This window comes from Curtobacterium citreum, from assembly GCF_006715175.1.
Lineage (GTDB): Bacteria > Actinomycetota > Actinomycetes > Actinomycetales > Microbacteriaceae > Curtobacterium > Curtobacterium citreum.
On record NZ_VFMQ01000001.1, the window covers coordinates 2,333,941 to 2,356,385 of the forward strand.

Genomic DNA, 22,445 nt, shown 5'->3' on the forward strand with positions numbered 1-22,445 from the left:
GGCGGTCACAGGAACACCCCCGCGAGGAGCACGCCGCCCAGGCCGAGCACCGAGATGAGGCACTCGAGCACGGTCCACGTCTTGAACGTCTGCCCCACCGTCGTGCCGAGGTAGCCCTTCACGAGCCAGAACCCGGCGTCGTTCACGTGCGACAGGAACACCGACCCCGCACCGATGGCGAGGACGAGCAGCGACGTCTCCGGCGTCGACAGCCCCTCGGCGATCGGCGCCATGATCCCGGCGGCCGTCACGGTCGCGACCGTCGCCGACCCGGTGGCGACGCGTACGAGGGCGGACACAACCCACGCCACGAGCAGCACCGAGATGCCGGACTCCTGCACGGCGTCCGCGATCACCCCGCCGATGCCGGTGTCGATGAGTACCTGCTTGAAGCCGCCGCCGGCACCGACGATGAGCAGCACGCCGGCGATCGGGGGCAGCGCGTCCTCGAGGGACTTCGCGACGGCGGACCGGTCCATGCCACCACCGATCGCGAAGAACACCATCGCGAAGACGGCGGCGATGCCGATCGCGATCACGGGCGACCCGAGGAAGTCGAGCAGCGACACCCAGCCGCCGGCGGCGTCGGGCGCGACGGCCTCGCGGACGGCCTGGGCGAGCATGAGCACCACCGGCAGCAGGATGCCGACCAGGGCGACCGTGAAGGACGGGCTCCGCGGCTCGCTGATCACGCGGGTGAAGTCGCTCTTGCCGTTCGGCAGGGACGCGGTGTCCTGCGTGGCGGGGCCGCGCCGTGCCTCCCGTCCGGCCTGCGCGGGGTCCGCCGGACCGGAGCCGGTCGACGCGGCCGCACCACGCGACGAGAACATGTCGGGCGCGGGGATGTCGACCCAGCGCGCCGCGAAGCGGGCGAAGACCGGACCGGCGAGGACGATGACCGGGATCGCGAGCACGATGCCGAAGGCCAGGGTGGTGCCGAGGTTCGCGCCGACCGTCGACACGGCGACGAGCGGGCCGGGGTGCGGCGGCACGAAGGCGTGCATGGTCGACAGGCCGACGAGGGCCGGGACCGCGATCTTCATGATCGGGACGCCGCTGCGCTTCGCGACGAGGACGATGATCGGGATGAGGAGCACGAGGCCCACCTCGAAGAACATCGGCAGTCCGATGAGCGCCCCGATCAGGGCCATCGTCCACGGCAGCGCGGCCGTCGAGGACCGTCGCACGAGGGTGTCGACCACTCGGTCGGCAGCGCCGGAGTCGACGAGCATGCGGCCGAACATCGCCCCGAGGCCGACGAGGATGCCGACGCTCGTCATCGTCGCGCCGAAGCCGTTGCCGAAGCTCGTCACGGCCTTGTCCGGGGCGAGCCCGGCGCCGATCCCGACGCCGAGGGCACCGATCACGAGCGCGATGAACGGGTGGACCTTGAGCCACGTGATGAGGACGATGATGACGACGATGCCGACCACCGCCGCCGCGACGAGCTGGCCGACCGCCCCGGAGGGGTCGACGGTCGGTGTGCTGCCGCCCTCGGCCGCCAGGACGGTGAGCCCGTGCGGCGCGGTCAGCCCGTGCGCGGTTAGCTCGTCCAACGCTCCGGACGTGGGTGCGTGAGGCATCTGTGCCCCTTCCTGGGCCGCCGCCTCGCGGCCCCGTCGCCTTCGTGTGTGCACCGCTCGTGACCGGTCGGCCGGGTGGTCGGCCGGCGGTCCGCGCGGGGCGCGACCGGACACGCGATGGTCCGGTCCAATAATCTGATTAATCAGATCATACGACGAAGCGCCGCGTGCCGTGCGCCCTGCCCGGCAGTCTGCCGCTTCGATGAGCAGGACGGACCCAGCCGGACGGGTCGCGCGCTGCAACGCACAATCCGCCCGAGTCGCACACCCAGCACGACCAGCACGACCAGCACGACCAGCACGGAGGAACGATGACCACCGCCCGCGGGCTCCACGCCCAGGTGCTCGAGACGCTCGGGCAGCAGATCGTCGACGGACTGCTCCGTCCGGGCACGGTCGTCCGCCCCGAAGCCGTCGCCGAGGAGTACGGCGTGTCCCGGTCCGTCGTCCGCGAGGCCCTCCGCGTCCTCCAGTCCCTCGGCCTCGTCGAGCCCCGGCAGCGGGTCGGCACGCTCGTCCGGCCCGCGTCCTCGTGGGAGCTCCTCGCCCCGACCGTCATCCGGTGGCGCGGCGCCTCCCCCGCGTACTTCGCGCAGCAGCGGGAGCTCCTCGAGCTCCGGCTCGGCGTCGAACCCGTCGCCGCCGCCCTGGCCGCCACGAACGTCGGCACCGACGCCACCGACGGCACCGACCGTACCGCCGCCGTCCTCGCCGCCGCGACCGACATGGCCGCCGCCTGCGACCGCGACGACTCCCGCGCCTACCTCGAGGCCGACGTCCGCTTCCACCGCGCCCTCCTCGCGGCGTCCGGCAACGCGGTCTTCGCCCACTTCGCCGGCACCGTCGAGGCCCTGCTCCGCACCCGCACCTCCGAGTCGCGCGACACCATCACCCGCTGGACCCACGACGCCGCCGCTCGCCACGTGGCGGTCGCGCGCGCGGTCGTCGACGGCGACGCGGACGCCGCGTCCTCCGCCGCGACGGCGCTCCTGCGCGTCACGCGGGACGAGTTCATCGCCGAGGCACCGGCCCCCTGACGGGCGAGCGGCGCGTCGGTACCTGGCGGAACCGGGCATCCCTGACGTTCCCGGAGCACCGGGTACGCCCGGAACGACCAGCCATCGCGCGCGACCGGGGGAAGGGCGGACGGGAGGATCGTGCGGACCCCGCCACGCGCCTCCCCTCCGGCCCGGGGCCGCGTCAGCGCCGGCCGCGCGCGAAGAGGCGGGGACCGCGGAGGCGCAGCCGCATCGTGACGGTGCCGAGCCAGCGGTCGTACTTGAAGCCGACCTTGCCCATGCGGCCGACCTCCTCGAAGCCCAGGCGCTCGTGCAGGCGGATCGACGCCTCGGCCTGGCGGTCGGCGATGACGGCGATGACCTCGCGGACGCCGGCGGAGCGGCACTCCTCGAGCAGGGCCTCCATGAGGGCGCGGCCGAGTCCCTTCCCACCGGCGGCGGCGCCGAGGTAGATCGAGTCCTCGACGACGTGGTTCGACCGGTCGCGCGGGTTCCACGGGTCGACGAGGGCGTAGCCGAGCACCTGCCCGGACGGGTTCTCGGCGACCAGGAACGGCAGGCCGCGGCGACGGACCTCGTCGTACCGCTGCTTCCACTTCGCGAACGTGAACGCCGACGGGTCGAACGTGACGGAGGAGTTCCGGACGTAGTGCGTGTGGATCTCGCGGACGTCGGGCAGGTCCCCGGGTTCGGCGGCGCGGATCGTGTAGGTGAACGCGGCCTCGGCGGGCACGGGCGCGCGCAGGTGGCGCGGCAGCACGCGGCGACGCTGGTATTCCTCCTCGAGCACGTCCCGAGCCTAGTGCGGGCGCGGCCGGGCCGTCAGGCGCTGCCACGACGGCGGGCGCTGCCGAGTCTCGCGCTGGGCGACGACTCCCGGGCGCTGCGACCCGAGTCGTGTCGCCCACGCCGAGACTCGGCCGACGTGCCGGCGCGTCAAACGGGCAGGGACCAGTCGACCGGGGTCGCGCCCTGCTGCTCGAGCAGGGCGTTCACCTGCGAGAACGGACGGCTGCCGAAGAACCCGCGGGAGGCGCTCAGCGGCGACGGGTGCGCCGACGCCACGACCGGGGTGTCGCCGAGGAGCGGTCGGACGGACGCAGCCTGGGCACCCCAGAGCACGGCGACGAGCGGGGTCCCCCGGGCGACGAGCGCGCGAACGGCCTGGTCGGTGACGGCCTCCCAGCCCTTGCCGCGGTGGCTCCCGGCGGCGCCGGACCCGACCGTCAGCACACGGTTGAGCAGCAGCACGCCCTGCTCCGACCACGCACGCAGGTCGCCGTGCGCCGGCGGCGTCACGCCGAGGTCGTCGCGGAGCTCGCGGTAGACGTTCGCCAGACTCCGCGGAACGGGCCGGACGTGCGGGTCGACCGCGAAGGACAGCCCGATCGGGTGCCCCGGCGTCGGGTACGGGTCCTGTCCGACGACGAGCACCTTCACGTCGTCGAAGGGCTGTGTGAACGCACGCAGGACGACGTCGCCGGCGGGCAGGTAGGGGCGCCCGGCGGCGACCTCGTCGCGGAGCCAGTCCCCCATCCGGTGCACGTCGGTCTCGACGGGCGCGAGGGCCTCGGCCCACCCGGGGTCGACGAGCTCGGCGAGCGGCCGCGGCTGCACGACCGGTGCCTAGGCGCCCATGGTCGCGACGGAGACCGACTCGTCCCCGGCGACGACGCGCCAGACGCTTCCGGTGCCGCGGACCTGGAGGGCGCCCTCGCCGACGACGAGCGCCGTGTCCTCGTCGATCGCGAGCCCGGCGGTGACGAACTCCGCCTCGGCGGCGGCGATCAGTCGCGCCAGCGTGCCGGCCTGGACGGCGTGCACGTCGATGGTCAGGTCGACGAGCCCGAGTCCCTCGCGGAGCTCGACCTCGTCCAGCCCCTCGGACGCTTCCTCGGGGCAGACCTCGACGCCGCCGATGCGCCAGCCGCCGAGGAGCGCGCGGTCGGCAGCGACCATCGCGCCGGCCGAGTAGCCGAGGTAGGGCAGGCCGTCGGACACGAGCAGCCGGATCTGGTCGACGAGCGGGGCGATCGCGTCGAGGTAGTGCGGGGTCACGCCGCCGCCGATCACGAGCGCGTCGACGTCGCTGAGGACCGAGGTGGCGAAGACCGTGCCGGGGGCGACCTCGGTCACCAGGACCTCGGCCTGCCGGGCACCGCCGAGGGCCTCGGCGAGGTCGGCCGTCGACGAGGGCGATGTGCCGTCCTGCCGCGAGACGGAGAGGAGCCCGATGCGCGGCACGGTCCGGCCGACGGCAGCGGCGCGCGCGGTGGCCTCGGCAAGGAACGGCGCGACGGCGTCCGAGGCGATGACCGGGCCGCCGCCGACGAGGTGGATGCTCACGACTCGGCCGTCACCGGGGCGAGGGCGCTCCACGGGAACGTGATCCAGCCGTCGACGCGACGCCAGACGTGGTCGGGCTCGAGCACCGTGCCGGGCTTCGAGTACAGGCACGCGCTGCGGACGTCGGCGCCGGCGTTCCGGATGATGTCGACGACCAGGCGCAGGGTGCGGCCGGAGTCGGAGACGTCGTCGACCACGAGGACCCGCTTGCCCGCCAGGCTCGGCGCGTCGAGGGCCGGCGACAGGATGACGGGCTCGTCCAGACGCTGCTCGACGTCGGTGTAGAACTCGACGTTGATCGAGCCGCACTCCTTGGTGCCGAGCGCGTAGGCGACGGCACCGGCGATGATCAGCCCGCCGCGGGCGACCGCGACGACGACCTCGGGCTCGAAGCCGGAGGACAGCACGTCCTTGGCGAGCAGCCGGGCCGCGTCCCCGAACTCGAGCCACCCGAGCACCTCGGGCCCGCTCGTGACGGTCACGGTCGAGGGTGCCTGCGCGGCTGCCCCGGGTTCGCTGCTGATCGGCATCCGACCACGGTAGCGGCACTGCCCCGTCCACCGCGACCCGTCACCAGGACCCGCGCGCGTCCGGACCGACCCGGACCCGGGCGCGGACGCAGCCCGGCGTCCGCCCGCGTCAGCTCCGCGGGGTGAGCGGCCCCCGCGCCAGCTTGTGCTGCGCCGACTGCGCGACGGGCCGCACGGTCACCAGGTCCAGGTTGACGTGCGCCGGCAGCTCGACCGCGTGCACGATCGCCTCGGCGACGTCCTCGGCCACGAGCGGCTCCGGCACGTCGGCGTACACCGCGTCGGCCTTCTCGCGGTCGCCCCGGAAGCGCGTGAGGGCGAACTCGTCGGTCTTCACCAGCCCGGGGGCGATCTCGACCACCCGGAGCGGCTCCCCGTTCAGCTCGAGGCGGAGCGCGCCGACCAGGGCGTGCTCGGCGAACTTCGCGGCGTTGTAGCCACCGCCGTTCTCGTACGCCACGTGCCCGGCCGTGCTCGTCACGGTGACGACGTCCGCGACCCCGGCGATCGCGGCCCGACGGCGGAGCTGCGGCAGCAGTGCGGCGGTGACGCGCTTCGTCCCGATCACGTTCACCTCGAACATGGCGCGCCAGTCGTCGACGTCGGACTCCTCGACGCTCGCCGAGCCGAGGGCGCCACCGGCGTTGTTCACGAGCACGTCGGCACCGCCGGCCTCGGCCACCCGTGCGGCGAGCGCCGCGACCGCGTCCGCGTCCGTGACGTCCGCGACGAGCCAGTCGGTGCCGGTCTCCTCGGCGAGCGCCCGGAGCCGGTCCTCGCGTCGGGCGACGGCCAGGACGTCCCAGCCCCTCGAGCGGAACAGCCGGACGGTGGCGGCACCGATGCCCGAGCTGGCTCCGGTGACGACGGCGAGACGGGACATGGGACCTCCGACGGAAGGGACGGGAGCGGACCGCACCACCGTACCGACGACGATCCGGTACCGTGACCGGGCATGAGCAGGGACGCCGGACCGCGCACGAGCAGGGACACCGGACCACGCACGAGCAAGGACGCCGCGCCGACCGCCCCGACCACCCCGCTCGAGCCCGGCCGCGCCCCTCGTCGCATCCCGATGTGGGACACCGCACGCTTCGTCGCCGTGACCCTCGTGGTGATCGGGCACGCCATCCAGCGCCAGACGGCCGGCAGCGAGCACGCCCTCGCGCTCTACACGTTCATCTACGCGTTCCACATGCCCGCGTTCGGCGTGATCAGCGGCTACTTCTCGTCGGCGGACACCCCGTCCGCGCAGCGGATGCGGCGGACGTTCACCGACATCGTCGTGCCGTACATCGTGATGCAGACGATCTGGACCGTGGTGCAGGCGGTCGTCGAGGGCGGCAAGGAGTTCAACCCGACGCAGCCCACGTGGACGCTCTGGTTCCTCCTGGCGCTCGGGATCTTCCGGCTCGTGCTGCCGTACCTGGCGATCCTGCGGTGGCCGCTGTTCTGGGCGGTGGTGCTCAGCGTCGGGGTCGGGTACTCGGACAACGTCGACTCGACGTTCTCGCTCGGTCGGGCGATCAGCCTGCTGCCGTTCTTCCTGGTCGGCTGGCAGCTCAGGCAGTGGGGGCTGTTCGACCGCTGGTACGAGGCGTCCCGCCGCACGGTGGTGCGCGTGCGCATGGCGGCCGGCGCGGTGTTCGCGGCGTGGGCGGCCGCCTGCCTGCTGTTCATCCCGCAGTTCGCCGAGTTCGACCTGCACCACTGGTTCTTCTACGACGACTCGTACGCCGGGCTCGGTGAGGACGCCTGGTGGGCGGGCGGTGTCCGGCTCGGTCTGGTGCTGCTCGCCGGCGTGCTGACGGCGTCGTTCCTGCTGCTCGTGCCGCGCCGGAGGGTGTGGATCACCCGGTTCGGCGCGGCGACGATGTCCGTCTACCTGCTCCACACGTTCGTCCTGTACCCGATCCGCGAGTCCGGGGTCCTGGCCGGCGAGCACTCCGCCTGGCCGTACGTGCTGCTGATGGTCGCGGTCGCCTGCGCGGTCAGCCTGTTCCTGGCGCAGCCCTTCGTGCGCCGCGCGATGCGCTGGCTGCTCGAGCCGAAGGTGGACTGGCTGTTCCGCAGGGACGTCGCGACCCCGGGACCGGCACCCCGACGGCCTGGAGGCACGGCCTAGGTCCGCCCCGTCCGTTACGCCCGGTGGCGGCCCTGCTGGTGCCCGCCCGGCCACCTGCGTACCGTGACGGTCGACGCAGCGCAGCCACGGGCCTCCCGTCCGACGCGCAGGGCGACCCGACGACCACCGCACCCGACAGGAGCACCGATGAGCACGAACGACGCCGCCGCCTGGCGGTTCGAGACGACACAGGTCCACGCCGGCGCGCAGCCCGACCCGACCACGGGTGCCCGTGCGACGCCGATCTACAAGACGACGTCGTACGTGTTCGAGAACTCGGACCACGCCCGCGACCTGTTCGCGCTCGCGCAGCCGGGGAACATCTACTCGCGGATCATGAACCCGACGAACGACGTCGTCGAGCAGCGGATCGCCGCGCTCGAGGGCGGCACCGGGGCGCTGCTCGTGTCCTCGGGGCAGGCGGCGGAGACGTACGCGGTGCTCAACATCGCGGGTGCCGGCGACCACATCGTGTCGTCGTCGTCGATCTACGGCGGCACGTACAACCTGTTCAAGTACACGCTCGCGAAGCTCGGCATCGAGACCACCTTCGTCGAGGACCAGGACGACGCCGAGGAGTGGCGCCGCGCGGTCCGGCCGAACACGAAGCTGTTCTTCGCGGAGACCATCGGCAACCCGCGCATCAACGTCCTCGACATCACGAAGGTGTCGGACGTCGCGCACGAGGCCGGCGTGCCCCTGATCGTCGACAACACCATCGCGACGCCGTACCTGATCCGTCCGTTCGAGCACGGCGCGGACATCGTCGTGCACTCGGCGACGAAGTTCCTCGGCGGCCACGGCACGGTGATCGGCGGCGTGATCGTCGACGGCGGCCGGTTCGCCTGGTCGGACCACGCCGAGCGCTTCCCGGAGTTCAACAGCCCCGACCCGTCCTACCACGGCGCCGTGTTCGCGCAGGCCGTGGGCAACGAGCTCGCGTACGTCGTGAAGGCCCGGGTGCAGCTGCTCCGCGACCTCGGTGCGTCGAACTCCCCGGACACCGCGTTCGCGCTGCTGCAGGGCATCGAGACGCTGTCGCTCCGCATCGAGCGGCACGTGTCGAACGCGCAGGAGATCGCCGAGTGGCTCGACCGGCACCCGGACGTCGCGTCGGTGTCCTACGCGGGGCTGCCGACCTCGCCCTGGTACGCGGCAGCGAACAAGTACGCGCCGCGCGGCGTCGGGGCGGTGCTGTCCTTCGAGCTGAAGGGCGGCGTGCCCGCGGGGAAGGCGTTCGTCGACCACCTGCAGCTGTTCTCGCACCTGGCGAACATCGGGGACGTGCGGTCCCTGGTGATCCACCCGGCATCGACGACGCACTCGCAGCTCACGCCCGAGCAGCAGCTGACGACCGGGGTCACCCCGGGGCTCGTGCGGCTGTCGGTCGGCATCGAGAACGTCGAGGACCTGCGGGCCGACCTCGAGGCGGGGCTCGCGGCGGCGCGGGCCGTCGCCCAGGAGGGCCAGCGCGCGTAGCGCGCGGGCCGGGCGCGCGGGCGGAGCGTCGTCGCCGCGCTCGCGGGCCCGGCCACACGCCGGGCATGACGTAACACGGCGGCGGTGCGTCGCGCCTCCCGGCAGACTGGACCCACCATGGACTGGCAGACGACCCCCGAGGACTCCGTGCCGTCCACCCTCGTGCCCGGCGCCGAGCTGGGCACCCTCGGCAAGCCGCCCGTCACCGGGGCCTGGCGCCCGGGCGACCACCCCGGCGCCCGCCGCTTCGAGTCGCTGGGCGAGCAGTGGGTGCGTGGTGGCCGCCTGCCGTCCGTGCGCGTGGCCTACGAGACGTGGGGGACGCCGAACGCCGCACGGGACAACGCGGTGCTGGTGTTCCACGCGCTGACCGGGGACTCGCACGTCGCCGGTCCCCCCGGACCCGGGCACCGCACGGCCGGCTGGTGGGGTGACGTCGTCGGACCCGGTCGGGCGATCGACACCGATCGGTGGTTCGTCGTCGCGCCGAACATGCTCGGCGGGTGCCAGGGCACGACGGGGCCGTCCTCGGTCGCGCCGGACGGCCGCGAGTGGGGCGGCCGCTTCCCCTTCGTCACGGTCCGCGACCAGGTCGCCGTGCAGGCGCAGCTCGCCGACCGGCTCGGCATCGAGCGCTTCGCGGCCGTCGTCGGCGGGTCGATGGGCGGCATGCACGCGCTCGAGTTCGCGATCGCCCACCCGGAGCGGGTCGAGCGCCTCGCGCTGCTCGCCACGACCGCGCAGACCACCGCCGACCAGATCGCCGCGAACTCGCTGCAGCGCACGGCGATCCAGATGGACCCGGCCTTCGCGGACGGCGACTACCACGACGCCGACCCCGGCGAGGGACCCCACCGCGGGCTCGCCCTGGCACGGCGGATGGCGCTCATGACCTACCGCGCGCCCGACGAGCTGAACGGCAGGTTCGCCCGGTCCTGGCAGAGCGACGTCTCTCCGCTCGGCGACGACGGCCGCTTCAGCGTGGAGAGCTACCTCGACTTCCACGGCAACAAGTTCACCCGGCGGTTCGACGCGGCCTCGTACGTGACGCTGACGCACGCGATGGACTCGCACGACGTCGGGGCCGGCCGGGGCGGGGTCGCCGCAGCGCTCGGCACGGTGCGGGCGCGCACGCTCGTGGTCGGGGTGTCGAGCGACCGACTGTTCCCGGTCGAGGACCAGCACCGCATCGCAGCCGGGGTGCCCGACGCCCTCGACGGCGACCGGGCGGCGGTGATCGCCAGCGAGTTCGGGCACGACGGGTTCCTCATCGAGCACGAGGCCGTGGGGGCCCACCTGCGCCGCCTGCTCGACTGACCGCCGGGCGTCCGCGCCGCTCGGTGCCGTCGTCCGCGTGGGCACCGCCGACGCCGTCGCCGCGCGTCCGCGCAGCGCGGCCCGGGTAACGATCCCGTCGCCATCCTGACGTCACTGGCGTGCCGGACACCCCACAACGGGTGCCGCCCGTGGAATGATGACGACGGAGCCGGTCTCCCGCCGAGCGCACGACCGTCCGGACCCCCGGACGGACGGTCACCAGCACACCCGTACCGCCGCACCAGCACAGCCCCCGGAACCACCGGAGCGGTGCTGACGTCACCACCAGGACACCGATGGACTTCATCGCACAGGAACGCGACCGCTTGCTGCGGTCGACGACCCGTGTCGTGGGTGTCACGTGCGCCCTGGTGTCGGTCGTGGGCATCATCAGCTCGGCGTCGGTGCCGATCATGCCCCTCCTCGGTGCGCTCGCGTGCATCGCCGTGCTCATCGCCGCGTTCCTGGCCTTCGGCGCGAACGGCTCCCCGTGGTGGAGCGCCCTCGCGTCCGTCTCCGGGCTCGGCGCACTCGCCCTCCTGCTCCTCGGCACGACGCCCGACCAGCGTCCCGTGGTCGCCGCCGCCGTCGTCCCCCTGGCCGCCGGTTCGCTCTCCGCACCGCTCATGGCGCAGCGGGGTTCCCGCCCCGGTCTCGCCCTGACGATCGGCAGCGGCGCCGTCGCGCTCGCGGCGGTCGTGTGGGCGTCCGGCAGCGTGCTGTCCGCCGCCGCGGTCGGGACAGCCCTCGGGTGGATCCTCATCGCCGTGATCACCGTGTGGATCGCCCGCAGCATCCCCCGGGTCGCCCGACGCATCCAGAGCATCGGGACCGCGCACCGCGCCGAACGCCAGGCGAGCGAGACCGAGGCCCAGCGCCGACAGGGTGCCCGGCTCCTGCACGACACCGTGCTCGCGACCCTCACGCTCCTGGCCCACTCCGGCCGCGGGGTCTCCGAGCAGGCCATGCGCGAGCAGGCCGCCGAGGACGCCCGCCTCCTCCGCCACCTCCGGCTCGGCGCGACCCCGCAGCCGCAGCAGTCCGGCGACTACTCGCTCACCCGGCAGGAGGAGTCGCCGCTCGGGCAGACGCTCGAGTCCGTCAAGCAGCGCTTCGGCCGGATGGGGCTCGAGGTCAGCTGGCACGGCACCGGCCAGGTCCTGCTCCCCTCGCACGTGCTCGACGCGTTCCTGCTCGCGCTCGGCGAGTGCCTGGAGAACGTCCGACGGCACGCGGGTGTCGGCGAGGCGCACGTGACGATCGTCCACGACCAGGAGACCGTCCGCGCGATGGTGACGGACTCCGGTGTGGGCTTCGACCTCGACGCCGTCGGCGCCGAACGACTCGGCTTCAAGGAGAGCGTCGTGAACCGTCTGCGCGAGGTCGGCGGTGACGCCAAGCTCTTCTCGGCGCCCGGCTCCGGCACCACCGTCGTGCTGGAGGCACCGCGGTGAGCCGCCTGCCGGAGGACACCATCAGCCGCGGCCTGCCCGGCGAGACCGCGGCGGCCGCACCCCGCACCCGCCGCGAGGCCCGGGAGCGCTACCGCGGGACCGACCGGCGGCAGGCCCGGGGCCTGCCGTCCACCTCCACCGGCGCGCGCTCGCTCCGCCAGGCAGCGAAGCCCGGGGCGTCGCTCGGCACCGGTTACCTCGGCCTCGGCGCCGCGGTGCTCGCCGCGATCCAGGCCGTCGCCGGCATCGCGCTCTTCCTCGTGCACGCTCCCGGGCTGTCGAACCCGTGGCTCCCGGCCGCCGCGTGGGCGCTCTACCTCCTCGCCGCTGTGTGCGTCTGCCTGAGCCTGATGACCTACGGCGAACGCCTGACCGGCACCGCCTTCGCACTCATCTGCGTCGTGCTCGCGTGCGTGGTGACGCTCGACTTCGTCGGGATCTTCCCCGAGCACGACCTCGCCCGGACCGCGAGCGCGTCGGTCGCCGCCGGGTTCGCCCTGCTCCCGATCGCCTCGCTGCGCCCCGCAAAGGAGGTCGGGACCGCGATCGTCGTGCTCGGTGCGGCCTTCGTCGCGATGGCGGTGACGTCGACGCCGATCACCCCGGACACCATGCCGGGCCTGGTGTCGATGCTCGCGATCGTCGTGGTCCCGCCGTCCATCGCCCTGTTCGTCGTGCACCGGTTCCGCCAGCTCGTGCAGCGCGAGCTCGACCGCGTGCTCGTGCAGAGCAACGTGCAGGCGCCGCAGTTCGCCGTCGGCATGCTCGCCTCCGACGAGCTCGCCCGGCTCGACCTGGCCGCCGAGAAGCTCCTCGACGCCGTCGCGAACGGGTCCGACCCGCTCCCCCTGTCCGATGCCTCCGCCTCGGTCGCCGCGTCGCTCGCCACCGAGCTCCGCCTGCACCTCATCGAGGGCCGCCGCGAGACCTGGCTCTACCACGCCATCACGGAGTCCGACCACCTCGGCCGCTCGGTCAGCGTCGCCGACCCGCAGGGCCTCGCGGGGCACCTCACCCCCGCGCAGCGCGACGGGCTCCTGCAGGCGCTCTGGCAGATGGTCGGCGACGGCCGGACGAGCCAGCCCGGCGTCCCGGTCGTCTCCGTGACCCTCGGGCCGATCGGCTCCGACGGCCACCCGGTCTCCGACGAACGCATGGACGTGCCGATCGTCTTCGAGTCCCGCGGGGTCCCCCGGCGTCGCCTCGGCCCCACCGCGTGGAGCGCCCTGCAGCGCATCGGTCCGTACACCGACTCGGTCCGCGACGGGGTGCTCACCGTCGTCGCCCACTGCGTCGTCGACCGGCACCCGTCGATGTAGCCCCGTCCCGCCGCGCGCCGAGCGACCCGCCCCACGAACGCACCACCTGGCCGGCCCCGGAGTCCCGGACACCCTGGCCCACCTGCCCGCCACGACCGGTCGCTCCCCCTAGGATCGGCAGGCACGCCCCCGAGAAAGGACGCCTGATGGCGACTCCAGAGGAACCGATCCGACTCGCACTCGTCGACGACCACAAGATGCTCCTCGGCGCACTCACCGAGTGGATCCGCAGCGCCGCCGACGACATCACCCTCGTCGCCGCGGTCACGACCTGGCCCGAGCTCCTGACGAACCCGGCGTTCCCCGTCGACGTCGTCCTGCTGGACCTCGACCTCAAGGACTCCATCCCGGTGTCGTTGAAGATCTCCACGCTCAAGACCGCGGGCGTCAAGACCGTCGTGATGAGCACGTACTCGGAGCCGAACGTCGTCCGCGAGGCCCTGGGCGCCGGCGCCCTCGGCTACCTCGTCAAGAGCGAGGACGCGGACATGATCGTCGAGGCGATCCGCGCCGCGCAGCGCGGCGAGCAGTACGTCTCCGCCGAGCTCGACCTCGCGATCAACAGCGGCGACGTCGGCGGCGTCCCGAAGCTCAGCGCCCAGGAGCGTCGCGTCATGGCGCTCTACGGCGGCGGCGAGCCGGTCAAGAGCGTCGCGTACCAGCTCGGCATCTCCGAGGAGACCGCGAAGAGCTACCTCAAGCGCATCCGTGAGAAGTACCGCGTCGCCGGCTTCGACGTCGGCACGAAGGTCGCGCTGCGGAAGCGGGCGATCACCGACGGCATCATCGTGCAGGACGGCAGCCCGGTCGGGCTGTAGGGACCGCTCGCGGTCCGGCGGACTGCCGCACCCAGCAACCGGACGGGAGGCACGTGGCGACGCCGCCACGTGCCTCCACGTGGCGACGCCGCCACGTGCCTCCCGTCCGTCCTCCGGTCGCTGTCGACACTCGTGCGCTGTGGACACCCGTGCGCTGTCGACACCTGGGCGCTGTCGAGTGAGCAGAAGCCGTTGGTTCCGTCCGACGGACCCGACGGCTTCTGCTCACTCATCGGACGGCCAGGACCGCCGGGCAGCCGCGCGCGCCGGACGGACGGAACGACTCAGACGGTCGGGACCGGCGCGGTGATCGGACCCGTCGACGGGGACGTCGTGCGCAGCCCCGCACGCCGGACGGTCCGCCGCTCGACGCCGTAGCTCACCGCGGTGACGACCAGGCCGAGCAGGGCGAGGACGATGCCGAGCCACGCCGGCGCGAGGAACCCGAAGCCGGCCGCGATCACCGCGCCGCCGAGGGCCGCACCGAGCGAGTTGCCGATGTTGAACGCGGAGTGGTTGAGCGCCGCCGCGATCGTGCGGGCGTCGCCGGCCACGTCCATGAGTCGCGACTGCACCGCCGGGGGTATCGCCGACGAGGTCGCGCCGAGCAGGAACGCACCGAGGAACACGCCCCACGTCCACTGCGCCGTGAAGACCGTGACGAGCAGGGCACCGACGAGTGCGAGCATGCCGACGTAGATGGTCCGCTTGACGCTCCGGTCCGCCAGGTGCCCGCCGAGGACGCCACCGACGACCATGCCGAGCCCGACGACCACCAGGACGAGCGGCACCGCCGACTCGGGCAGCCCCGTGACGTTCTGGACGAGCGGCGAGATGTACGAGTACACGGCGAAGAACCCACCGAACCCGACGGCGCCGAGGCCCATGACGATCCACACCTGCGGGGAGCGGAACGCCCGCAGCTCGCGGCCGATGGTCGCGTGCTCGTCGCGGGGGCTGCGCGGGACGAAGGCGGCGACCGCCAGGAACGTCAGCGCGAACAGGACCGACACGACCCCGTACGCGGTCCGCCAACCGGCGTTCTGCCCGACCCATGTGATCGCGGGCACACCGACGACGTTCGCGATGGACAGGCCGAGCATGACCATCGCGATGCCCTTGCCCCGCTTGCCGGGTCCCATGATGTCGCCGGCCACGATGGAGGCGATGCCGAAGTACGCGCCGTGCGGCAGACCCGCGACGAAGCGTGCCACGAGGACCAGGCCGAAGCTCGGCAGGACCGCGCTCGCGACCGTCGCGACGACGAAGCCCACGAGCAGGACGAGGATCAGGCCCTTGCGCGGGAAGGTCGCGGAGATCGCCGCGATCGTCGGGGCACCGACGACGACCCCGAGGGCGTAGGCGCTGACGAGCCACCCGGCGTGCGCGACCCCGGCGTCCGGCGAGACGGCGTACTGCTGCGGCAGCAGCGCCTCGGCGATGTTCGGCAGCAGCCCCATCGCGACGAACTCGGTCGAACCGATCGCGAAGCCGCCCATGGCGAGGGCGATGAGGGCGAGCGCGCGGCTCGTCGGGGTGGTGAGCGTCATGCGACCTGTTCTCGTGACGTGGGGTGGGAGGCCCGCCGCGATCTGGGGTCCCGGTCCGGCGCAGCGCGGCGCCGACCGAGGACCGTCCGACGGTGGTCGGGGCCGGTGCGGGTTCGGCGGCGAACGGGACGGGCCTGCGATGCAGCCCGTCCCAGCAGTGTAGAACGCTCCAACGGGTCAGCGGAAGCGGCGGACCGAATCGATTCGACCAGACGCCCGAGCGACCAGCGGGAGGTCGTCTGCGGAACAGCCCTCAGGCCGCGCGGCGCTCCACGTGGGCTGCGGCCGACGGCGCCGGCTCGGGCACCTCGTCCCGGTGCACCCAGCCCGCGCCGCACTCGACGCACGTCGCCCAGCCGTTCTCGCCCTGCTCGTCCGCGTCGACCACGACCGTCTGCAGGTCGCAGTCAGGGCACCAGCCGTCGTGGGTCATCACGCGCTCCTCGTGGTCGTCGGTCCGGCCGCGGGTGCGGCTCGACGACACCATGAGACACCCGGCCACCGACATCCCGGGGACCGTGGCGGCGTGTCGGCCGCGGCGGTAGCGTGACGGTCATGTGGTGGTGGATCGGGACCGTGGTTGTGCTCGTCGCGCTGTTCGGACTCTGGCTGTGGATGCACCACGTGACCGACTTCGGCTCGCGGTCGCGGGCCTTCGACGGCTCCGATCCGGAGATCGCCGAGGCGCTCCGGCAGGCAGAGCGCGACCAGAACACGGGGCGGATGTACCCGTAGCGGCCGACCAGCAGCCGGACGCCCCCCCGTCTCAGTCGCCGAGCGCTGCTTCGAGCCGTTCGAGCTTGCCGTCGATCTCGCCGGTGTGGCCCGGCCGGATGTCGGCCTTCAGCACGAGCGACACCCGGGTGCCGTGGGCGGCGACGGCCTCGGTCGCCCGCTTGACGACGTCCATCACCTCGTCCCACTCCCCCTCGATCTCGGTGAACATCGACGAGGTGCGGTTCGGCAGCCCGGACTCGCGGACGATCCGCACCGCGGCGGCGACCGCGTCGTGCACGGAGCCGTCCGAGGACGCTGCGGGACCACCGGACGGGGCGACGGAGAACGCGACGATCATGCGTCCATCCTGCCCCGCTCGACCTCGACGGGCACGCCACCGTCGGACGGGAGCTCCCGGGTCCGCGCGGACCGTCCGGACGGCGAGCGAGCCAGCAGGACGAGCCCCCAGACGAGCACCCCGACCTCGAGCAGGTTCCGGATCGTCAGCACCACGAGCACCCAGGGACGCACCAGGAGCACCTGGTCGTAGAACGTCGGGTAGAAGACCTGGGTGAGCACGGCCGTCACGAGCAGGGCGACCGCGACCGGCACGAACCGCCGGGCACTGGCACGCCCGGCGACGAGTCCCCACACGACGGGGACCGCGAACCAGCCGACGTACTGCGGGGAGCCGACCTTGTTCGTCGCGATGAGCGCGGCGACGAGCACGAGCGCCAGCAGCGGGGCGACCTCGGCACGGCGGGCACCGCGCCGGACCGCGACCAGCGCGAGGACGATCCCGGCGAGCACGGTGACGGCCATCAGTGGCGTGGAGAGCGCAGCGGCCGCGTGCGTCCCGGCCCCGGACACCTCGAAGGTCAGGATCCCGGTGTCGTAGTAGACCGCGGCCCCGGGGACGCCGGCCGCCGCCGCCCACATGAACGGCGTCGCGAGCGGAGCCTCGATCTGCAGCGCCCGGCCGCTCTGCTGCGAGACGAAGGAAAGCAGGTGCGCCGCTCCCCCGTACAGCACGTCGACCAGGACGATCAGCGCCGTCACGACCAGCGCCCCGGTGAAGACGCCCCGCCGGTGCCCTCGGCGCAGCAGCAGGACCCCGACGAGCGCGGCCGGCCAGACCTTGGTCCACGCGGCGACGGTGAACACCGCCGAAGCGACGGCGGGTCGGGTCGCGACGAAGGCCACCCCGACCAGGGCGAGGGCCGTCGCGACCGCGTCGATGCGGCCGAGAGCGATCGGGCCGAGCGCCAGCAGGAACAGCAGCCACCACCAGACCACCCGCACCCCGAGCGCGCGGAACCGCCAGAGGACGGCGACCGCGGCGGCGTCGAGCACGGTCATGAGCAGCAGCCACCCGGTGCCGATCGACGCGGCGCCGCCGAGCGCGGCGGCGGCCATGGGCACGATCGCGAACACCGGGTAGACCCAGTCCGAGTCGACACCGACCCAGTAGTGGTCCCGGTGGCCCGCCTCGATCCACTCGCGGTACGTGCGGGTGACGTCCCCGAGCGGCAGGTTCGGCAGGGACGTGTTCGCCCACCACAGGAACGCGTGCACGAGCACGAACGCCGCGACGAACAGGGCCGCCTCGACCCACCGGAACCGTACCTGCACCGGTCGAGCGTAGCGGGGCGTCGTCCAGGCTCCCCTGAGCGGGACGTGCCACGGTGGCGCCGTGACCGCAGTCCCACCCCGCCGACGTCCGACCCGCAACCCCGTCGCCTGGGTCGTCCTGGTGGTGGTGGTCGTCTCGGTCCTCGCCGTCGGTGTCGTCGCGGCCACCAGGGCGTACTCCTCGCGAGAGGACGCGAAGGCCTCGGCGACCCCCACCGTCGCCGCGAGCCGCGCGCCGTCGACCCTGGACCCCGCGGACCTGGCGGGCCGCTGGACCGTCGGCGGGGACTCCGAGGCCGGCTACCGCGTGCACGAGGTGCTGAACGGCTCGGACGTCACGGTCACCGGCCGGACCGACAGCGTCAGCGGCGAGGCGACGGTCGCCGGGACCGCGATCACGGCAGCGACCGTCACGGTCCGTGTCGCCGACATCGCGACGGACTCCGCGCAGCGCGACTCGTACTTCCGCGACTCCGCCCTCGACGTCGCGGCCTTCCCCACCGCGACCTTCACCCTCGGGGAGCCGATCGCGGACGCCGTCCCGAGCGGTTCCGCCACCACGACCGTCGACGCCCCCGGCGAGCTGACGCTGCACGGGGTGACCCGCTCGGTCACGGCGACGCTGCAGATCGGCCTGGACGGCGACGGCGTGCAGGTGTCCGGCAGCGTGCCCGTGACGTTCGCGGACTACGGCGTGCAGGCGCCCGACCTGGGGTTCGTCCGGGTCGAGCCACGTGGCGCCGTCGAGTTCCTGGTGCACGCGAGCCCCGCCCGCTGACCGCGGACGGGGCCGACACCAGCCCGACCCGCTGACCGCCCTCAGTCGGTCCAGGTCCGCACCCAGTCGATCTCGAGGTGCCCCGGCGCACCCCAGTCCCCGATCTGGAACATGTACCGGTGCGGGGTCGTCGGCACGTGGTCGTGCGCCTCGAAGACGAGCTGCGCGTCCACGTAGAACCGCACGGTCCGGCCGGGCTCCCACACGGTCGTGTACGTGTGCCAGTCCCGCCAGGACGCGTCGGTGTGCAGTCCGGCCGCCCGCCGTTCCTGCCCGGGGACCGTCGAGTGCACGAACGCGCCGACGGGTCCGGCGAAGTTCCCCTCCGGGAAGTCGACCTCGCCGTCGGACCACCGGTCCGACGTCGGCCAGAGCATGAACGCGGCACCGTTGCCGTCGCCGCCGATCGCCCGCGCCCGGACGCTGAACACCCCGCCGGTGTGCGCCCACGCCCCGTCCGGGGTGCCGAACGTCCCCGCGGCACCGCGCTTCCCGTCCATCGCCACGTCCATGTACCCGTCGTGCGCGCTGACGGTCGGTCCGGACCAGTACTTGCCGCCCATGCCGTCCGGGTACGGCTGCCACGACCCCGCGTACGTCGTCGCGAACGCGCCGCCGGCCGCCGCCGGGGTGTCGAAGTCCTCGGCGAACGTGGGTGGGCCGTCACCGGTGGGCGGCGCGGCGGGTGTCGCCGAGGCCGTCGGTGTGGCACCGCTGACGACGGCGGTGCCGTCGGGGTGCGGCTGCGGCCGCGCGTCGGCGCTCGACACCGCGGACACGGTGAGCGCCGCGAGGGCCGCGGCGGTCAGGACGATCGCCGCTCGGAGGATCTTCGTCGATCGGGTTCGGGACATGGTGGAGCATCGCTTTCCGGGGCGGCCGCCGGGTCGGGTGGTCCGGCGCACGTCCCTCGCGACGTGTCTACGCCGACCGGACGGTCACCTCGACGTCCCCGCGACCCGGTGGCGGGATCGCTGCGGCTTCCCGACGTACGTGCGGCAACCCGCGCAGCGGCCGTCGGCACGGTCCGCTGGACGGACGTCGGCGCGGCCCGGTCTCGGTGCCGGTGCACACCGGACGGGAGGCGCGCCACCGGACGCGGGACGTGCCTCCCGTCCGGTGGTCCACACGTCCGGCGGACGGCCGCTGCGCGGACCGGTGGGTCCGCTCGCTCAGGCGGTCGCGTCGCCGGTGGTCACGAGGTCGCGGACGACGCCGGGGAGGGCCGCGACGAGCGCGGTCATCGGGAACGGTCCGCCCCCCGAGGCGCGGCGCGCGGCCGTGCCGTGCACGACCGCGGCGGCCGCGGCGAGGTGCGCGAGCTCCTCCGGTCCGACGGCCGCGCTGCCGGCGCGGGTCGCGACGAGGGCGCCGAGCACGCCGCCGAGGACGTCCCCGGCGCCGGCCGCCGCGAGCCACGGCGTGGCGGACGAGGCGACCAGGCGCACCGACCCGTCCGGCGTGACGACGTGCGTGTCCGCACCCTTCAGCAGGACGACGCTCCCGGTCCGCTCCGCGGCGCGGAGGGCCGAACCGCGCGGGTCCCCCTCGACCTCGTCACGGTCGACGCGCAGCAGCTTCGCGAGTTCACCCGCGTGCGGGGTGAGCACCGCGAGCGGCCCGAGGTCGACGAGCGGGATCGCCCCGGCGTCGACGACGACCGGGACGCCGTCGTCCGAGGCGCGCCGGAACGCCTCGGCGGTCGTGTCGTCGAGGTCGTCGAGCGAGGCCGCCGAGATCCCGGAGCCGACGAGCCACGCCTGCACGCGTCCGACGCCGGCGACGGCTTCGGGTCGGCGGGACAGGACGTGGTCGGTCGCCCGGTCGGGGCCGACGTACCGGACCATGCCGACCCCCGTGTGCACGGCTGCGTCGACGCCGAGCACCGCGGCGCCAGGGTAGGCCGCCGACCCCGTCGCGACGCCGAGCACCCCGCGGCGGTACTTCGTCGACTCGCCGGTCGGCGCGGTGGTCCAGGCGGCGGCGTCGGACGGGGTGACGGGCACGAAGTCGTTCATCGTCCCCACGTTACGGTGGGGCGCATGAGCCTGTTCCTGCCCGGTCGCGTGGTGGTCTTCGACTACGGCGAGGTGATCAGCAGGACGCCGCACGGCGCGTGGGACGCCCTCGTGCAGGCCACCGGGGTGCCCGCGGACGAGCTGCTGCCCGTCTACCAGGAGCTCCGGCACGACCTGGACCGCGGCGACCTGTCCGTGCTGGAGTACTGGCGCGCGATCGGCACCCGGACGGGCCGGACCTGGAGCGTCACCGAGGTGCACGGCTTCTGGGCGATCGACTTCACCGGGTGGTTCGCGGTCGAGCCGGAGACCCTCGCGATCGTCGAGGAGCTGCACGACGCCGGCACCCGGCTCGCGCTCCTGTCGAACGCCGGCTTCGACTTCGGCGACCCCTACCGCCGGTCGCCGATGGGGTCGCTCTTCGAGACCGTCGTCGTCAGCGCCGAGGAGCACGTCCTGAAGCCCGACGCGTCCGTCTACCGCACGACGTGCGACCGGCTGGGAATCACGCCGGAGCAGATGGTGTTCGTCGACAACAGGGCCGAGAACGCCGCCGGCGCGGACGCGATCGGGGCGGTCGGCCACCACTACACGTCGCCGGCCGGGCTGCGGGCCTTCCTGCAGGACCTGGCGGCGTCCGCCGAAGGAGCCCCCGCGTGACCCACGCCCTGTTCGACCCGATCACCGTCCGTGACCTGACCGTCCGCAACCGCATCTGGGTCTCCCCGATGTGCCAGTACTCGGTCGAGCGGCAGGACGGCGTCCCGACCCCGTGGCACCTCGTGCACCTCGGCGGGTTCGCCAAGGGCGGTGCCGGCGCGGTCGTGGTCGAGGCGACGGGGGTCGTCCCCGAGGGTCGGATCAGCCCGCAGGACCTCGGGCTGTGGAACGACGAGCAGCGGGACGCGTTCCGCCCGATCGTCGACTTCCTGCACGACCAGGGCGCCGCGGCCGGCATCCAGCTCGCGCACGCCGGGCGCAAGGCGTCGACGTTCCGCCCGTGGGAGGACACGCACGGCTCAGTGCCGGTCGACCAGGGCGGGTGGAGCACCGTGGCCCCGTCGGCCGTGGCCTTCGGCGGGTACGCCGCGCCGCGCGAGCTCGAGCCCGAGGACATCCGGGTCGTCGCGCTCGCCTTCGCGGCCGCCGCCCGTCGGGCCGTCGACGCGGGCTTCGACCTCGTCGAGCTGCACGCCGCGCACGGCTACCTGCTCCACCAGTTCCTCTCGCCGCTGTCGAACCACCGCACGGACGCCTACGGCGGGTCGCTCGAGAACCGGGCCCGTGCGCTCCTCGAGGTGCTCGACGCGGTGCGCGCCGAGGTCGGCGCAGGCTTCCCCGTCGTCGTCCGCTTCTCGGCCACCGACTGGGTCGACGGCGGACTGACCCTGGACGAGACCACGCAGGTCGCGCGCTGGGCGGCCGAGCACGGTGCCGACCTGGCCGACGTGTCGACCGGCGGCAACGTCGCGAGTGCCCCGATCCCGGTCGGCCCCGGCTACCAGGTGCCGTTCGCGGCAGCACTGAAGCGTGACGCGGGCGTCCGGACGATCGCGGTCGGCATGATCTCCGACGCGTTCCAGGCCGAGCAGGTCGTCGCGACCGGACAGGCCGACGTGGTCATGGTCGGGCGCGAGTTCCTCCGCGACCCGGCCTTCCCGCTCCGCGCTGCGGTCGAGCTCGGCGTGCACGTCGACTACGAACCGCAGCAGTACCACCGCGCCCGGGTGACGGCGTAGGCCACCCTGACCTGTACGTCC

At 73.7% G+C, this 22,445-nt stretch carries 23 protein-coding genes; 11 read left to right on the forward strand and 12 right to left on the reverse strand.

The window, feature by feature from the left end; genetic code table 11:
- Window positions 1–5: 5 nt before the first annotated feature.
- Window positions 6–1,583 carry a GntP family permease gene (locus FB462_RS11060; RefSeq protein ID WP_254631632.1) on the reverse strand — a complete coding sequence of 526 codons (1,578 nt, stop codon included), beginning with the start codon at window positions 1,581–1,583 and terminating at the stop codon, window positions 6–8.
- Window positions 1,584–1,894: 311 nt separating this feature from the next.
- Here FB462_RS11060 and FB462_RS11065 point away from each other — a divergent pair, with 311 nt between their 5' ends.
- On the forward strand, window positions 1,895–2,620 hold the full coding sequence (locus FB462_RS11065) for a FadR/GntR family transcriptional regulator (protein ID WP_141861916.1): 726 nt from the start codon (window positions 1,895–1,897) through the stop codon (window positions 2,618–2,620).
- Between the two features lie 163 nt (window positions 2,621–2,783).
- On the opposite strand, the gene FB462_RS11070 is transcribed toward FB462_RS11065, so the two are convergent.
- The 5 genes from FB462_RS11070 to FB462_RS11090 form a co-directional block, all read right to left on the reverse strand.
- Window positions 2,784–3,392: a GNAT family N-acetyltransferase gene (locus tag FB462_RS11070; RefSeq protein ID WP_058740663.1), complete on the reverse strand. Its 609-nt coding sequence runs from the start codon at window positions 3,390–3,392 to the stop codon at window positions 2,784–2,786.
- 146 nt (window positions 3,393–3,538) lie between these two features.
- Entirely contained in the window at window positions 3,539–4,219 is a 681-nt protein-coding gene (locus tag FB462_RS11075; protein ID WP_141861918.1) for a uracil-DNA glycosylase, read from the reverse strand.
- 9 nt (window positions 4,220–4,228) lie between these two features.
- Window positions 4,229–4,948: a Type 1 glutamine amidotransferase-like domain-containing protein gene (locus FB462_RS11080; protein ID WP_141861920.1), complete on the reverse strand. Its 720-nt coding sequence runs from the start codon at window positions 4,946–4,948 to the stop codon at window positions 4,229–4,231.
- Entirely contained in the window at window positions 4,945–5,478 is a 534-nt protein-coding gene (locus FB462_RS11085; RefSeq protein ID WP_217507756.1) for a phosphoribosyltransferase, read from the reverse strand. The genes FB462_RS11080 and FB462_RS11085 overlap by 4 nt, the downstream gene beginning before the upstream one ends.
- Before the next feature lie 109 nt (window positions 5,479–5,587).
- Window positions 5,588–6,361, reverse strand: a complete 774-nt coding sequence (locus FB462_RS11090) for an SDR family oxidoreductase (RefSeq protein ID WP_114850035.1) — start codon at window positions 6,359–6,361, stop codon at window positions 5,588–5,590.
- Between the two features lie 72 nt (window positions 6,362–6,433).
- Between FB462_RS11090 and FB462_RS11095 the strand changes: the two genes are divergently transcribed.
- The 6 genes from FB462_RS11095 (at window position 6,434) to FB462_RS11120 (ending at window position 13,990) form a co-directional block, all read left to right on the forward strand.
- Window positions 6,434–7,603 (forward strand): acyltransferase family protein, encoded by a 1,170-nt coding sequence (locus tag FB462_RS11095; RefSeq protein WP_141861922.1) that lies wholly within the window; start codon window positions 6,434–6,436, stop codon window positions 7,601–7,603.
- Window positions 7,604–7,750: 147 nt separating this feature from the next.
- Window positions 7,751–9,082 carry a bifunctional o-acetylhomoserine/o-acetylserine sulfhydrylase gene (locus FB462_RS11100; RefSeq protein ID WP_058740667.1) on the forward strand — a complete coding sequence of 444 codons (1,332 nt, stop codon included), beginning with the start codon at window positions 7,751–7,753 and terminating at the stop codon, window positions 9,080–9,082.
- Window positions 9,083–9,199: 117 nt separating this feature from the next.
- Complete coding sequence (gene metX / locus FB462_RS11105; protein WP_141861925.1) at window positions 9,200–10,399, forward strand: homoserine O-acetyltransferase MetX; 1,200 nt, start codon at window positions 9,200–9,202, stop codon at window positions 10,397–10,399.
- 296 nt (window positions 10,400–10,695) lie between these two features.
- Entirely contained in the window at window positions 10,696–11,853 is a 1,158-nt protein-coding gene (locus FB462_RS11110) for a sensor histidine kinase (protein WP_114850037.1), read from the forward strand.
- A complete protein-coding gene (locus FB462_RS11115) occupies window positions 11,850–13,172 on the forward strand; it encodes a hypothetical protein (RefSeq protein ID WP_141861927.1) in 1,323 nt (440 codons plus the stop codon). The genes FB462_RS11110 and FB462_RS11115 overlap by 4 nt, the downstream gene beginning before the upstream one ends.
- Before the next feature lie 146 nt (window positions 13,173–13,318).
- On the forward strand, window positions 13,319–13,990 hold the full coding sequence (locus FB462_RS11120; RefSeq protein ID WP_058740671.1) for a response regulator transcription factor: 672 nt from the start codon (window positions 13,319–13,321) through the stop codon (window positions 13,988–13,990).
- Between the two features lie 284 nt (window positions 13,991–14,274).
- Here FB462_RS11120 and FB462_RS11125 read toward each other — a convergent pair whose 3' ends face one another.
- Window positions 14,275–15,540, reverse strand: a complete 1,266-nt coding sequence (locus FB462_RS11125) for an MFS transporter (protein ID WP_114850039.1) — start codon at window positions 15,538–15,540, stop codon at window positions 14,275–14,277.
- A 253-nt stretch (window positions 15,541–15,793) separates the two neighbouring features.
- Window positions 15,794–16,048 carry a hypothetical protein gene (locus tag FB462_RS11130; RefSeq protein ID WP_141861929.1) on the reverse strand — a complete coding sequence of 85 codons (255 nt, stop codon included), beginning with the start codon at window positions 16,046–16,048 and terminating at the stop codon, window positions 15,794–15,796.
- A 47-nt stretch (window positions 16,049–16,095) separates the two neighbouring features.
- On the opposite strand from FB462_RS11130, the gene FB462_RS11135 reads away from it, so the two are divergent.
- Window positions 16,096–16,275, forward strand: coding sequence for a hypothetical protein (locus FB462_RS11135; RefSeq protein ID WP_141861931.1), 180 nt, complete (start codon window positions 16,096–16,098; stop codon window positions 16,273–16,275).
- A 31-nt stretch (window positions 16,276–16,306) separates the two neighbouring features.
- Here the strand turns inward: FB462_RS11135 and FB462_RS11140 are convergent, their stop codons facing one another.
- Together FB462_RS11140 and FB462_RS11145 are read right to left on the reverse strand one after the other, a co-directional pair.
- Window positions 16,307–16,615 (reverse strand): thiamine-binding protein, encoded by a 309-nt coding sequence (locus tag FB462_RS11140; RefSeq protein ID WP_141861933.1) that lies wholly within the window; start codon window positions 16,613–16,615, stop codon window positions 16,307–16,309.
- Window positions 16,612–17,889: a glycosyltransferase 87 family protein gene (locus FB462_RS11145; RefSeq protein ID WP_141861936.1), complete on the reverse strand. Its 1,278-nt coding sequence runs from the start codon at window positions 17,887–17,889 to the stop codon at window positions 16,612–16,614. Before FB462_RS11145 ends, FB462_RS11140 begins: the two co-directional genes overlap by 4 nt.
- 61 nt (window positions 17,890–17,950) lie before the next feature.
- On the opposite strand from FB462_RS11145, the gene FB462_RS11150 reads away from it, so the two are divergent.
- Complete coding sequence (locus FB462_RS11150) at window positions 17,951–18,667, forward strand: YceI family protein (RefSeq protein WP_114850044.1); 717 nt, start codon at window positions 17,951–17,953, stop codon at window positions 18,665–18,667.
- 41 nt (window positions 18,668–18,708) lie between these two features.
- Here FB462_RS11150 and FB462_RS11155 read toward each other — a convergent pair whose 3' ends face one another.
- Window positions 18,709–19,521: a glycoside hydrolase family 16 protein gene (locus FB462_RS11155; RefSeq protein ID WP_141861938.1), complete on the reverse strand. Its 813-nt coding sequence runs from the start codon at window positions 19,519–19,521 to the stop codon at window positions 18,709–18,711.
- A gap of 318 nt (window positions 19,522–19,839) precedes the next feature.
- Window positions 19,840–20,685, reverse strand: a complete 846-nt coding sequence (locus FB462_RS11160; RefSeq protein WP_141861940.1) for an ADP-dependent NAD(P)H-hydrate dehydratase — start codon at window positions 20,683–20,685, stop codon at window positions 19,840–19,842.
- Between the two features lie 24 nt (window positions 20,686–20,709).
- On the opposite strand from FB462_RS11160, the gene FB462_RS11165 reads away from it, so the two are divergent.
- Both FB462_RS11165 and FB462_RS11170 read left to right on the forward strand, forming a co-directional pair.
- On the forward strand, window positions 20,710–21,345 hold the full coding sequence (locus FB462_RS11165; protein ID WP_141861941.1) for an HAD family hydrolase: 636 nt from the start codon (window positions 20,710–20,712) through the stop codon (window positions 21,343–21,345).
- Window positions 21,342–22,424 carry an NADH:flavin oxidoreductase/NADH oxidase gene (locus FB462_RS11170; protein ID WP_114850048.1) on the forward strand — a complete coding sequence of 361 codons (1,083 nt, stop codon included), beginning with the start codon at window positions 21,342–21,344 and terminating at the stop codon, window positions 22,422–22,424. Before FB462_RS11165 ends, FB462_RS11170 begins: the two co-directional genes overlap by 4 nt.
- The last annotated feature ends 21 nt before the right edge of the window (window positions 22,425–22,445 follow it).